The 13169-nt window shown below is 70.8% G+C and carries 9 protein-coding genes, 1 tRNA gene and 1 pseudogene; 4 read left to right on the top strand and 7 right to left on the bottom strand.

Annotated elements, in window-relative coordinates; genetic code table 11:
- Window positions 1–289: 289 nt before the first annotated feature.
- A complete protein-coding gene (locus tag AB0M46_RS30455; protein ID WP_363341516.1) occupies window positions 290–1027 on the bottom strand; it encodes an HNH endonuclease signature motif containing protein in 738 nt (245 codons plus the stop codon).
- 207 nt (window positions 1028–1234) lie between these two features.
- Between AB0M46_RS30455 and AB0M46_RS30450 the strand changes: the two genes are divergently transcribed.
- The 4 genes from AB0M46_RS30450 to AB0M46_RS30435 all read left to right on the top strand — a co-directional run bounded on the left by AB0M46_RS30450 (window position 1235) and on the right by AB0M46_RS30435 (window position 5913).
- A tRNA-Ser gene (locus AB0M46_RS30450) sits at window positions 1235–1338 on the top strand.
- A gap of 330 nt (window positions 1339–1668) precedes the next feature.
- Window positions 1669–3681 carry a cell wall-binding repeat-containing protein gene (locus AB0M46_RS30445; RefSeq protein WP_363341514.1) on the top strand — a complete coding sequence of 671 codons (2013 nt, stop codon included), beginning with the start codon at window positions 1669–1671 and terminating at the stop codon, window positions 3679–3681.
- Window positions 3682–3846: 165 nt separating this feature from the next.
- The gene (locus AB0M46_RS30440) at window positions 3847–5058 is read left to right on the top strand and encodes a hypothetical protein (protein ID WP_363341512.1); all 1212 of its coding nucleotides are present in this window, start codon (window positions 3847–3849) and stop codon (window positions 5056–5058) included.
- Between the two features lie 72 nt (window positions 5059–5130).
- Complete coding sequence (locus AB0M46_RS30435) at window positions 5131–5913, top strand: hypothetical protein (protein ID WP_363341510.1); 783 nt, start codon at window positions 5131–5133, stop codon at window positions 5911–5913.
- Here the strand turns inward: AB0M46_RS30435 and AB0M46_RS30430 are convergent.
- From AB0M46_RS30430 to AB0M46_RS30405, 6 genes and pseudogenes are all read right to left on the bottom strand, one after another.
- Window positions 5910–6668 carry a 2-phosphosulfolactate phosphatase gene (locus AB0M46_RS30430; RefSeq protein WP_363341508.1) on the bottom strand — a complete coding sequence of 253 codons (759 nt, stop codon included), beginning with the start codon at window positions 6666–6668 and terminating at the stop codon, window positions 5910–5912. The two genes, AB0M46_RS30435 and AB0M46_RS30430, sit on opposite strands and share 4 nt — an antisense overlap.
- Before the next feature lie 6 nt (window positions 6669–6674).
- Window positions 6675–8972: pseudogene (gene purL / locus AB0M46_RS30425) on the bottom strand (phosphoribosylformylglycinamidine synthase subunit PurL); the annotation flags it as partial.
- A 38-nt stretch (window positions 8973–9010) separates the two neighbouring features.
- The gene (purQ, locus tag AB0M46_RS30420; protein ID WP_363341506.1) at window positions 9011–9691 is read right to left on the bottom strand and encodes a phosphoribosylformylglycinamidine synthase subunit PurQ; all 681 of its coding nucleotides are present in this window, start codon (window positions 9689–9691) and stop codon (window positions 9011–9013) included.
- Window positions 9688–9942: a phosphoribosylformylglycinamidine synthase subunit PurS gene (purS, locus tag AB0M46_RS30415; RefSeq protein ID WP_363341504.1), complete on the bottom strand. Its 255-nt coding sequence runs from the start codon at window positions 9940–9942 to the stop codon at window positions 9688–9690. Before purS ends, purQ begins: the two co-directional genes overlap by 4 nt.
- Window positions 9943–10113: 171 nt before the next feature.
- A complete protein-coding gene (gene purB / locus AB0M46_RS30410) occupies window positions 10114–11544 on the bottom strand; it encodes an adenylosuccinate lyase (RefSeq protein WP_363341502.1) in 1431 nt (476 codons plus the stop codon).
- A gap of 14 nt (window positions 11545–11558) precedes the next feature.
- Window positions 11559–13142 carry a hypothetical protein gene (locus tag AB0M46_RS30405; RefSeq protein ID WP_363341500.1) on the bottom strand — a complete coding sequence of 528 codons (1584 nt, stop codon included), beginning with the start codon at window positions 13140–13142 and terminating at the stop codon, window positions 11559–11561.
- Window positions 13143–13169 lie beyond the last annotated feature (27 nt).

Raw genomic sequence — 13169 nt, 5'->3', positions numbered from 1 at the left:
TCGAGAACAGCACCAGCGTCCGGCCGTTGACCGCCCTCAGGGTAGCTTGAGGATCAACACATCGACCCTGTCCGTCGAATCGGGTCAAGCCCACTCGGAGCGGGGCCTGAAACGTGTTCGGACTGACAGTCGGCCCCGTGGAGCGGTCGTGACGTTGAAAGTTCCGCCGCCCGGGCACAATGGGGAAGAGCCCGTGTGGTCCGAGGTGCTGCAATCACTTCGGAACGCGCGGGCTCTTCTCGTCATCGCTTGCCCTTGAACCGGCAGCGCCCAAATCGCACTACTGCGGTCAGCTCTCTGCAGGCAGGTCCTTCATGACCTGCTCTGCGAGCGCCGCCATGACCTCCAGACGGTGCGCGTACGGCAAGCGAGCCCAGTTGTTGAAGGCGCGCTCAGTGTCATCGGAAACCCGGCGGCCGGCCTGCATCCAGCCGAACAAGCGCCGCTTCTCCCGCGCACTGCCGAGATGCTGGATGTGGGTAAGCACCTCCTGCTTTGTCGGCGGGTTGACGGTGACGTCCCGGGATTCGTCACCGCACCGCTGGCACTCGGCCCGCAGGTTGTCGTCATCGTTCGTGCCGCCGCGGACGACCGGGATGATGTGCCCGATGGTCAGCACCGCCGTCCGTTCCGGCACGTCGGGGAACGCCATGCCGGCGGCGATCCCACAGACCTGGCAGGTGTGCCCGTCGCGCTCCAAGATCCTGCGACGCTTGGGTCCGGTGATGTTCTTGCGGACGGTCCTCGGAGCAGCCTCACCAAGGTCGACCCGCACACCGATCGCCTTGAGCAAGTACTCGTCGGCGGTGAGGTTTCGGTTGACCTTGTAGTTGTCGAACTCCCAGCCCATGGCGCGCAGGTCGCGCATCCTCCGATCTGCCTGCGCCACCCCGGGGACTGCCCGGAACAGGTCCAACTTCGTGAACTTGCTTCCCACGCCGACGTTGGCGATGAAAGCTGCCACCTGCATCAGCGATGACGGCTGACGGCTGCCGCCCCGTACTGCCGAACTCGATTCGCTACTCATGGCTTGCGAGCCTCCTGCATTAATCGGTGCGACGCCGGACGGCGCCGCACCGAAACTATAACAGCGCCGTCGCAGCTGTTGTCAAGCGCCGTCGCAGTGTTCGGCGCCGTCCGGCGCATCAGATCTCTTCTGGGGCGCAGAAAGTGTTGCGGGCTATGAGGCACGCCGCCGACATGACTTTGTGCCTGAGCCGTGTCATGAAATCGCGGACGGCAACATCTTCTGCAGCTCATGGCCAATGCTGCACCCGGTCTTGAAAACCGGTGAGGCGTTCCGCGTCTCCGTGGGTCCGAATCCCACGCCCTCCGCCAAGCAAGTTGCCGGGTCATCCGTTCGGCCATTTCCCCGGTCGTGGCTCAGTGCGGGACAAATCGCCTCCGACCTGCGCTTTTACGCAACGCCGGCGCGCACCGTGTCCGGCCGGCTACGCTGCGGCGAAGGCGGGGCTTGCATCGACTGCCCGGCATTTGGGGCATCGGTGATCTCTTGCTCGAACCCGGCGGGGCGTCGCGTCTGGGCTGCGAAGTTCGAGGCACGTGCCCGAGCAGGATTCGGCTTAGACTGCTGGCCGTCTTCCGTGCGGCCCGGCCGCCAACGCGCGCTGCGCCCGGAGGCTCACTACCTTTACGGGGAGGAACAGCGTGCCACCCACTCTCAGCCGTCGCTCCGTACTCCGCGCGGCGGTCGCCGCCACGGCCACGACCGCCGCCATTCCACTCATCGGCTCGGCCACCCCGCGCGCCGCCTCGGCGACCGCCCCCGGCGCGACGGGCAGGATCACGTACCTACGCGCCGGCATCTACTACACCGCGAAGCCCGATGGGAGCGACTCGTGGCCGATCGGTACCCACCCCACCGGTGCCGGCGCATGGTCGCCGGACGGCGACCGCTTCTTCTACCCCGTCAACTACCAGCTGCACTCGACCCGGGCCAACGGCACGTTCGGCATGGATCTGCTGGAGCAGCTGCCTCCCGAGGTCGCGGGGGACCTCACGGTGACCGAGGACGGCCGGTACGTCATCTTCGCTACCGTCGAGGGCCTGCGGATCGCGAGCACGGGCGGTGACGCTCCCGCGTCGGAGCTGCTCCACGCCGGCGCCTTGATCGACAGTCCGACGGTATCCGTCAACGGCACGCTCTACTTCGAACAGGGCCCGACGTCCATGGACACCCGGACCATCTACAGCCTGACCGACGAGCCCGGGGCGCAGCCCAAGCAGATCGCCACGAACGCCTGGGGCGTCGACGTCTCGCCCGATGGGTCACGGATCGCCTTCGTCCGCAGCGACCTGGGAGACGGGTACAACGGCAAGGCCCAGATCTGGCTGGCCGACGCCGACGGCAGCAACCAGGCCGTGCTGACCACCGAGGCGATCGGCGCCTGGAACTTCCAGCCGAAGTGGTCGCCAGACGGGACGACGATCCTGTTCTCCAGCGGCGCGCACAACAACGCGCGGTTCGGCGCCGCGGACATCAAGAAGATGGTGCTCGCCACCAAGGCCGTCACCACCGTGGTTCCCAACGCCTTCTACCCGTCGTGGCAGCCGATCCAGTCCGGGCTGGTCGAGCGGGTCTGGGGGCAGACCGCGCTCGACACCGCGATCGCGACGTCGCGGTACAACTACGCCACCTACGGCGTCGCCGGGCAAGGGCGCAAGCCGGCCCAGGCCGTGGTGCTGTCTCGCAGCGACACCTACTTCGACGCCCTGGCCGGCTCGACGCTCGCCGTCGACAAGGGCGCCCCGCTGCTCATCACCCCCCGCGAGGGCCTGCCGGCCGCCGTCGAGGCCGAGATCAAGCGCGTCCTCGGCCCCTCCGGCACCGTGTACCTGCTCGGCGGCACCGCTGCCCTCCCGCCGGTCATCGAGTCGCGGCTGCGCAGCCTCGGCTTCTCCACCCGCCGCGTCTTCGGCAACAGCGTCTTCGACACCGCCATCGCGGTGGCCAACGAGATCGCCCCCTCGCCGAAGACGGTCATCGTCTCCACCGCGCTCAACTACTACGACGCGCTGGCCGCGGGCGCGGCGGCGGGCGCGAACCCGGGCACCGTCATCGTGCTGACCGCGGGCGACGACATGCCGGCAGAGACGGCGGCGTACCTCAACCGGATCGACCCGACCAAGGTCGACGTCGTGGCCGCGGGCGGCCCCGGAGCTCGGGCGTTGACCAACGCCGCCAAGCGGGGGCAGCTGCCGAGCTGGCCCGCCGACGCCACCTACCTGCCGCTCGTCGGCCGACTCGCGCAGGACACCGCGCGGCTCATCGCGGAAACCTTCTTCACCTCGCCCCGCACGGTCGCCGTCGCCACGGTCGCCTCCTGGTACGACGCCCTCACCGGCGGCGCGATGATCGGCGCCAACTACGGCCCGCTCCTGATCACGTCCCCGACCGAGCTGGACTTCTCGGTCTGGAAGTATCTCAACCTCCACTCGGCGAGTGTGAGCGACGTGGTGCTCATCGGCGGCACCAGCGCCCTCCCGGCGGCCCTCGTCCGGACGATCGGCGAAGCGTTCTCGGTGTCGGGCCACTACACCACCAGCGAGACCACGCCGGAGACCTCCCTGAAGGCGAATGCCAAGGCGGCGACCCAGGCCGACGCGCGCACAAGCGAGACCCCGTCGCTGCGGGCCGGCAAGACGCTGGTGAAGAAGTAGTAGCGCGGCTGCTGCCATAAGCCATCCACAGGAACGAATCCGGTCTTTGTGGCGCTCGGACGCACGGCTGCACAAGGTCCCGCGCCGCCAAGTGGTCGCGGACGAACGCCCGCAGCTACATGCATATGCGCCGACAACCGGCGCGTTTGACGGGGAGGAACTTGTATGAGTAGAACCGAGCTGCTCTTGGCCGCCGTGCTGGTGCCAGCCGCGATCCTGGCCGGTCCCACCGCCGCCGGAGCCGCGACGGTCCCGCCGGCCGCGCCGACCGTGACCCTGGACAGCGCCAGTTACACGATCGGGGTCAAGGGCAAGTTCACGTTCGCCGAGCCGGCCGGGAGTCCCGTCCCGACCGCGTTCGTGTACCAGCTCAACTCCGGCGCGCCCAAGCAGGTCGATGCCGGCAAGCGCAAGGTGACCGTGTCGATCGTGCCGACGCGGTTCACCAACACGCTGGCGGTGTGGGCGATCGAGCCCGACGGCACGTTCACCGCCACCACCACTGTCTTCGTCAACTCGGCTTACCCGGCGCCGTTCGCCGACCAGGACCTGACCGGCGACGGCAATCCTGATCTGCTCACCGCCGGGCCTGGCAACGGCCTGGCGCCGGGCCTGTGGCTCGCGGCGGGCAGGGCGAACCGCGGCAATCTGCGCAACCCGGCGACGAGCGTCGCGTCGCTCTCAGGCTGGCCCGCGGCCAACTTCGACGACGTGCAGGTCATCTCTGGCCACTTCACCGGCACGAGCTTCAACGACGCGTTCGTGTACTACCCGGCTGGCTTCAACCCCGGCATGGCGATCATCGTCGAGAGCCTCGACGACGGGGGACCGCTGGACCTGAGCCGCACGCACAACCTGTCCGCCGGCACCATGGCGGACATCAACGGCAACAGCCCGATCGCGATCGCCAACGCCTACGACAGCGCGGGCAACGGCAACTCGTACCCCGACCTGTTCGCCATCGTCGGCGACCAGGTCAACGGCTACACGCTGGACTACTACCCGAACCCGGGCTTCACCGGCGGGTACTACATGGCCAACCCCACGCCCCTGCCCACCCCGGCTGGCGGCGCGGACTGGGACAGCTGGCGCATCGCGTCCAAACTCCTGCCCGGCGGCACCGCCCTGCTGCTCTGGAACTCCTCGACGGGCGCGGTGTACCTGTGGGAGTCGGTGACGTACGACGGCGAGACCCTGCACTACACGCCGCGCCAGCTCGCCACGGACTGGCACCCGGCGGCGACGTCGGTACAGCTGGCCCAGGACGCGGACGGCAATCCGGTGATCTGGACGGTCTCGTCCACGGCCGCGGCCACCGCGTACGTGATCAAGAACAACACCCTCAAGGCCCAGCCGGCCCAGCCGCTGCAAGGCTGAGCCGGTCAGAACTTATCCACAGCTTCCGATTGCGCCTTGCGTTGCGCTCCTGCGGAATCCGAGCCTTGAGGCATGACTTCGGGGGTGCGGCGGCGGATCGGAAGAAGGCTCGGCGGTTTGCTCGGCGTGGGAGGGCTGCTCGCGACCCTGCTGTTCTGGCCGCTGCCGCCGGGCAAGAGCGAGTTCGACACCGGCTGCGATCCGGTTCGTCTGCCGAAGGTGGGCGCGGCCGCGCCCGTCGGGAATGGCCTGGTCGCCGACGAGCGCGGGTTCAGCATCATCGAACAGCCGACGATCTTCAGCCTCGGGGCCAGCGTGCTGAGCCGCAGCGCGAAGGTGGCCTATCACACCACGGTCTGGTTTCGGCTCGTGGCCGCCGGAGGCGGGGTGATCTGGGAAGGCAAGCCGCACGAGCTGTCGGTGATAAGGCCCGGGCAGCGGGTCTCCGTAGGCGAGGTGGCCGACGTGTACTACTCGTACGAGGCGATCAAGGTGGTCGGGGTGGCGGTGGTGTTCGGCACCACGCACTGGGTCCAGGACGATCCCCGGAATCGGCTCATGCAGATGACGTTCGACAGCACGTTCGCGACGTACGAGCGGGAGACAAACAGTGCCCTGATCTCGTACGGCCCCGTGTTCCCGTACGGATGTCAGGGGCTCGCCCTGCGCCACGTTGCCTACGTGTTCCGGGACACGCGCGGGGTCGTCATCGGCGGCAGCACTCGAGTACAGGGGAAAGACCTGGACGCCTGCAATGGGATGCATCTCGACACGTCGATCTGGATTGGGATGCTGCCGGATGGGGTCGACCTGGGGCAGAGCCGACGGACGACCTACTGCGACATAGCGGCCTAAGCGGCCGAGAACGATGAACCGTCGGTCATGGCCGGGACCGTGTGCGACACGCCGGACTGGACGGCCAGGCGGACGTCCTCGGCGAAGCCCCGCTGGATCAGCTCCTGGCCGCTCACGCAGCGGCGCACCGCGGCGGCGACGTTGTGGACCGCGGCCAGGGCGGCCAGGGAGACCGCGGCCTCGACCGAGAGCGGGGAGCCCAGCGCCGACAGGCCGTCCAGGACGGCGGCGGCGCCGAGGAGGTCCTCCACGCAGGGGCGGAGGGCGCCGTCCGGCCACAGCTCGCCGGCGGCGATCACGCCTACCGCGTTGGTCGGGGTGCCGTAGCCGTGGTGGTGCAGCCAGCGGGCGACCGCCGGGGCGTTGCGCAGGCACGCGGCGACGACCGGGACGCCGGTGGAGGCGGCGGCGGAGCAGATGGTGGCGCCGTTGGGGGACGGCAGGACCAGTTGGTCGACCAGCGGGGCGGTCTGGAGGGCGGCCGGAGAGAGGCTCCACGGCTGCTCGGCGTTGACCTGGTGGCGGCCCACGGCTACCGCGGCGCCCAGGCGGGCCGCGTAGGCCTCGGCCTGGCCGCTCCACGGGAAGGGGTGGACGCGGATGCCCCTGCCCACGGCGACGTCCACCGCCGTGGAGAACGACAGCACGTCGACGACGACCAGGACCGAGCAGACGCGGGCGAGCTCCGCCGCGCCGGCCGGGCCCCAGTCGAACCGGGCGCCCGAGCCGGGCTGGCTATGGACGCCCTCCGCCATACAAGATCAGTCCTCGGCGCCGTCATCGGTGGCGACGGGCTCGAAGGCCGGCGGCACGTAGGCCGGAGCCTCCGTCGAGACCTCGCCGAAGAGGGCCGGCAGGGTGCCGGTCCAGGCTGACCGCAGCTCGTCGAGGGAGATCGTGAACTGGCCCCGGACGTCCAGGGCGCGGCTGCGGCCGTCCACGGTGCCGATCGCCGTCACCGGGAGGCCGTGCTGGGCGCACAGGGCCGTGAACGCCTTCTCGTGGCCGCGCGGCACGGACACGAGGGCACGGGCCGTCGACTCCGAGAAGAGGGCCACGAACGGGTTGATGTCCTCCGGCAGGGTGATGTTGGCGCCGCAGTCGTACCGCACGGTCGCCTCCACCAGCGCCTGGGCCAGGCCGCCGTCGGAGAGGTCGTGCGCGGACGACAGGTGGCCGCGCTCGCCGGCCTCGGTGAGGACCGAGGCGAGGATGCGCTCGCGGGTGAGGTTCACGCGCGGGGGCTGGCCGCCCAGGTGCTGGTGGGTGACCCAGGCCCACTCGGAGCCCGAGAGCTCCTCCGTCGTCTCGCCCAGCAGCATGATGAGGTCGCTGTCGCCGCCGAAGCCCATCGGGACGCGGGCGCCGACGTTGCGCATGATGCCGAGCACGCCGACCACCGGGGTGGGGTGGATGGCCTGGGAGCCGGTGGAGTTGTAGAAGGAGACGTTGCCGCCCGTGACGGGGATGCCGAGCTCCGCGCAGCCGTCCGCCAGGCCGCGCACGGCCTCGGCGAACTGCCACATGACCTGCGGGTCCTCCGGGGAGCCGAAGTTGAGGCAGTTGGTGACGGCCAGCGGGGTGGCGCCGGCGGCGGCCACGTTGCGGTAGGACTCGGCCAGGGCGAGCTTGGCGCCGTTGTACGGGTCCAGGCGCGCGAATCGGGCGTTGCCGTCGACCGACAGGGCGATGCCGAGGCCGGTCTGCTCGTCGATGCGCACGACGCCGGCGTTCTCCGGCTGGGCGAGGATCGTGTTGCCCTGGACGTACCGGTCGTACTGCTCCGTCACCCAGCTCTTGTCGCAGAGGTTGGGGCTGGCCGCGAGGCGCAGGAGGGTCTCGCGCAGCTCGACGCCGGAGCGCGGGCGGGCGAGGGTCTCGGCGCGGTCGGCCTGCAGCAGGATGAGGTCGGCCGGCTCGCGCATCGGGCGCGCGTACACCGGGCCGTCGTCGACCAGCGAGCCCGGCGGGACGTCGACCACGGGCTCGCCGTGCCAGGTGATGACCAGGCGACCGGAGTCGGTGACGCGGCCGATCGCGGTGGCGATGACGCCCCAGCGCTCGGCGACCCGCAGGACCTCCTCGAGCTTGGCCGGGTCGACGATGAGCAGCATGCGCTCCTGCGACTCGCTGGCCAGCACCTCCTGCGGGGCCATCGAGGCCTCGCGCAGCGGGACGAGGTTGAGGTTGACGTCCATGCCGGTGCCGGCCGCGGCGCTGGTCTCCGTCAGGGCGCAGGTGAGGCCCGCGCCGCCGAGGTCCTGGACGCCGACGATGAGGTCGCGCTCGTACAACTCGAGGCAGCTCTCGATGAGCAGCTTCTCGATGAACGGGTCGCCCACCTGCACCGACGGGCGGCGGGCCGGGCCGTCGGCGTCGAAGGTGGCGCTGGCCAGGACCGAGACGCCGCCGATGCCGTCGCGGCCGGTCTTGGCGCCGAGGAGCACGACCACGTTGCCGGGGCCGTGTGCCTCCTTGTTCTGCAGGCGGTTGACCGGCAGCACGCCCACGCAGAGCGCGTTGACCAGCGGGTTGCCCTGGTAGCAGGGGTCGAAGACGACCTCGCCGCCGATGTTGGGCAGACCCAGGCAGTTGCCGTAGCCACCGACGCCGGCGACGACCCCGGGCAGGACGCGCTTGGTGTCCTCGTGGTCGGCGGCGCCGAAGCGCAGCGGGTCCATGACGGCGACCGGGCGGGCGCCCATGGCGAGGATGTCGCGCACGATGCCGCCGACGCCGGTCGCGGCGCCCTGGTACGGCTCGACGAAGCTCGGGTGGTTGTGCGACTCCACCTTGAAGGTGACCGCGATCTCGTCCGAGATCCGGATCACGCCGGCGTTCTCGCCGATGCCCGCGAGCATGAGGTCCGACTTCGGCGCCTTCTCGCTGAACTGGCGCAGGTGGACCTTGCTGCTCTTGTACGAGCAGTGCTCGCTCCACATGATCGAGTACATGGCCAGCTCGGACGTGGTCGGGCGCCGGCCCAGGATCTCGCGGATCCGCTGGTACTCGTCCTCACGCAGGCCCAGCTCCTCGTAGGGCTGCTCCTCGTCGGGCGTCTTGGCGGCCTGCTCGACGGTGTCGAAAGTCCCCAAGGTCATACACGCGCTCCAAGGTGTGCCAGCACGGACGTGAAAATGCCGAGACCGTCGATGGACGGCCCGGTGAGCACCTCGACGGCGTGCTCGGGGTGCGGCATGATCCCGACGACGTTGCCGGCCGCATTGCTGATCGCCGCGATGTCGTGCAGCGACCCGTTGGGGTTCCCGCGGATGTACCGCGCGACGACCCGCCCTTCGCCCTCCAGCTCGTCGAGCGTGCGCGCGTCGGCCATGTAGCAGCCCTCGCCGTTCTTCACCGGGATCACGATCTCCTGGCGCGGCTGGTAGCCGACGGTCCACGACGTCGTGTTGTTCTCGATGCGCAGGCCCTGGTCGCGGTTGCGGAAGTGCAGGTGCTGGTTGCGGGTGAGCGCGCCGGGCAGCAGGTGGGCCTCGCAGAGCACCTGGAAGCCGTTGCAGATGCCGAGCACGGGCAGCCCGTCGCCGGCCGCCCTGACGATCGACTCCATGACCGCGGAGAACCGGGCGATGGCGCCGGCCCGCAGGTAGTCGCCGTAGGAGAAGCCGCCGGGCAGGATCACGGCGTCGACGCCGTAGAGCTCCGCGTCGGCGTGCCACAGCGGGATGGCCGCGGCGCCGGCGAGGTGCACGGCCCGGGCGGCGTCACGGTCGTCGAGGGAGCCGGGGAAGGTGACGACACCAATGCGGGCGGTCACTGTTCCACGCTCTCCGGCTCTTCGACGCGAAGCGTGAAGTCCTCGATCACCGGGTTGGCGAGCAGCTTGTCGGCGATCTCGCGGGCCCGGTCGAGGTCGGCGGCGCCCTCGAACTCGATCTCGATGCGCTTGCCGATGCGCACCGACGCCACGTCCACCACGCCGAGGCGCGGCAGCGCGTTCGCGACGGCCTGACCCTGGGGGTCCAGGATCTCCGGTTTGAGCATGACGTCCACCACGACGCGGGCCACGGGGCACTCCTGACGTTGAGTCGGGCGCTCGAGGGCGAGCGACACGAGCCTACCGGGCGGGGCAACGCCGCAGTTCACCGGCCGTGTCACGGTTCGGTGGACGCCGCGGCGAAGCCCAGGAACATCGCCCGAGACGCATCTTAGCGGCCCCGCGAGGAGCCAAGATCGGCGTCAGAGGATGGGCGGCGGCACGTAGGCCCCGGCGGCGGGGTGCGCGGCGAGCACCTCGCCGATCTCCGCCACCACCGCGCCGACCTGGGCCGACGCCGCCCCGACGAAGGTCTCAGGGGCCGCTACCAGGGCATTCACCTCCTCGGGAGTCAGCCGGAGGCGCTCGTCGCCGGCCAGCCGGGCCAGCAGATCGTTGTCCTGGGCGCCCTTCTCGCGCATGGCGAGCGCCACGGCGACGGCGTGCTCCTTGATGGCTTCGTGAGCATCCTCACGGCCCACGCCCCGCCCGACGGCCGCCACGAGCACCCGGGTGGTGGCCAGGAACGGCAGGTAGCGGTCCAGCTCGCGGGCCACGACCGCCGGATATGCCCCGAACTCGTCGAGAACGGTGAGGAACGTGGCAAACAGCCCATCGACCGCGAAGAAGGCGTCGGGCAGCGCCACCCGGCGCACCACCGAGCAGGAGACGTCGCCCTCGTTCCACTGGTCGCCGGCCAGCTCGCCGATCATGGACAGGTACCCGCGGGTGATCACGGCGAGGCCGTTGACCCGCTCGCAGGAGCGGGTGTTCATCTTGTGCGGCATCGCCGACGAGCCGACCTGGCCGGCCTTGAACCCCTCGGTGACCAGCTCGTAGCCGGCCATCAGGCGGATCGTGGTGGCCAGGCTCGACGGGCCGGCGACGGCCTGGGCGAGGGCGGACACCACGTCGAAGTCCAGCGAGCGGGGGTACACCTGGCCGACGCTCGTCAGCACGTTGCGGAAGCCCAGGTGCGCGGCCACCCGGCGCTCCAGCTCGGCCACCTTGCCGGCGTCGCCGCCGAAGAGGTCGAGCTGGTCGGCGGCGGTGCCGACCGGGCCCTTGATCCCGCGCAGCGGGTAACGCTCGAGGAGGTCCTCGATGCGGCGGTACGCCAGGAGAAGCTCCTCGGCCGCGCTGGCGAACCGCTTGCCGAGGGTCGTGGCCTGCGCCGGGACGTTGTGCGAGCGTCCGACCATGACCAGCTCGTCGTGCTGCTTCGCCCGCGCCGCCAGCCGGGCCAGCGCCGCCACCATGCGGTCGCGGACCAGCTCCAGGGAGAGCCGGATCTGCAGCTGCTCCACGTTCTCGGTCAGGTCCCGCGAGGTCATCCCCTTGTGGATGTGCTCGTGGCCAGCCAGCTCGGAGAACTCCTCGATGCGCGCCTTCACGTCGTGGCGGGTGACCCGCTCCCGCTCGGCGATCGAGATCAGGTCGACGTCGTCCACGACCCGCTCGTAGGCCTCGACCACGCCGTCGGGCACGGCCACCCCGAGTTCGCGCTGGGCCTTGAGCACGGCCACCCAGAGGCGGCGCTCCAGGCGCACCTTCTCCTCGGGCGACCAGACGCTCACCAGCTCGGGCGAGGCGTAACGGGCGGCGAGCACATCGGGAATACGGGGCTTGTCCACGCCGCCATTCTCCCTCACGTCCTGGGCGGGTGGTCACGCTCCGGTGGCCCCACCTGCAGGGCGGCCTTGTCCGCGAGGAACAGCTGGGCGGCCACGCCCGCGAGCAGGAAGAACACGAGCATCGGGATGGGCAGCAGGGCGCCGTACGGCAGGTGCTCCGTGTCCCCGACCTGCAGCACCCGGACCATCTCCAGCTGCGCCGTCGGGTAGTTCGAGGTCGAGGTGACCAGCGGCCAGAGGACATCCTGGGCCTGGACGAGCCACGTGCCGAGGCACAGCAGCCCGGCCATCGGCAGCCCCGGCACCAGCACCGGCCACCAGGACGCCGGCCGGCCCTCCTGCAGGAGCGCCTCGCGGCGCATCGCCTGCCCGCGGAAGAGCAGCGCGAAGGCGAACAGCGCGGGGATGGCCAGCCGCGACGGCGGGACCAGCGCGGCGAACGAGTCGAGGCGCGCGGCCGTCGCCCCGGCGGCGTAGGCGCGCAGCACGAGGGGCATGCCGCCGACGAACAGGAAGAGGCCGAAGGGCATCAGCAGCCACTCGCTGTGCCGGCCCAGCGGGCGCAGGCCGCTGATGCCGAACGCGGCCAGCGCCGCCGCGCTGACCCCGACCAGCGTCGAGACCAGCGGCGGGATCCAGGTGTTCACCCAGGTCGAGGGGGCGTCCGGGCGGCCCTGCTGGCCGAGGTGGGACAGCCACGGCCACAGCCCGGCGAGGGCCGCGGCCAGCACGAGCACCAGCAGCACGACGGCGACCGGCCGGGCGGCGCCGCGCCGGGGCGACGGCGCGCCGGCGATGTCAGGGCGCCACTGCAGCCGCAGCCCGGTCAGGGCGAACACGGCGGTCGCGAGGGCGCCGAGCAGCAGCAGCGGCACGAGCACGGTGGCGGCGATGGCCGCGGCGGTGCCGAAGTTGAGGGTGATGAACGCGCGTTCGTACATCATCGTCGCCGGGGTGTCGGGCCCGTGCTGGTCGGCGAAGCGGAAGGCCCAGCCGTAGGTGAACTCCTGCAGTACTGCGGCGGTCACGCCGAGCACCGAGAGCCCGGCGCAGACGATGACCGCCGGCCACGGGCTGCGGTTCGTGCGGAACGCGGCCAGGTAGACCAGCGCGGCGACGGCCACGAACACGCCGAAGGTGCCCGACCAGTAGGCCCACCGCTGGCCCCGCTCCGCCAAGGCCGCCGCCAGCGCGATGCCGTAGGGCGAGAACGCGGCCAGCGGGATCACCAGCGCGCCCCGGGCGGCCCAGCGCACGACCCGCCCGGACGAGTGGGCCGCCCAGGCCAGCGCCGGGGCCAGGACCAGCACCGCCAGCAGCGGGATCGCGACCAGGCTCAGCACGTGCCAGAACGAGCCGGCGAGTCCCTGGTCGTAGGCGCGCTCGTAGTTGTCCCAGCCGGCCGACGGCGGGTCGCCTCCGCTCAGCGTGCGAATGCCGGTGAAGCGGCGAAACGACGTGCGGATCGTCCAGACGGCGGGCTCGACGTAGGAGGTGATCAGCAGCACGAGGGCGGGCAGCGCCAGGACCAGGCCGAGGACGGTCTGCCAGGCGGGACGCCGGGTGGCCGGGCGCAGCATGGTGGGCTGGACGGTCATGCAACCCACGATATTTGGCAACCGCCA

This window comes from Dactylosporangium sp. NPDC051485, from assembly GCF_040682015.1.
Classification (GTDB): Bacteria; Actinomycetota; Actinomycetes; order Mycobacteriales; family Micromonosporaceae; genus Dactylosporangium.
The sequence above is the reverse complement of the archived record's forward strand: the minus strand, read 5'-3'. Positions and strand labels throughout refer to the sequence as shown.

Coding starts and splice junctions, on each gene's coding strand:
- AB0M46_RS30455 (WP_363341516.1), bottom strand. CDS start 1,027: ATGAGTAGCGAATCGAGTTCGGCAGTACGGGGCGGCAGCCGTCAGCCG.
- AB0M46_RS30440 (WP_363341512.1), top strand. CDS start 3,847: ATGAGTAGAACCGAGCTGCTCTTGGCCGCCGTGCTGGTGCCAGCCGCG.
- AB0M46_RS30435 (WP_363341510.1), top strand. CDS start 5,131: ATGACTTCGGGGGTGCGGCGGCGGATCGGAAGAAGGCTCGGCGGTTTG.
- AB0M46_RS30430 (WP_363341508.1), bottom strand. CDS start 6,668: ATGGCGGAGGGCGTCCATAGCCAGCCCGGCTCGGGCGCCCGGTTCGAC.
- AB0M46_RS30405 (WP_363341500.1), bottom strand. CDS start 13,142: ATGACCGTCCAGCCCACCATGCTGCGCCCGGCCACCCGGCGTCCCGCC.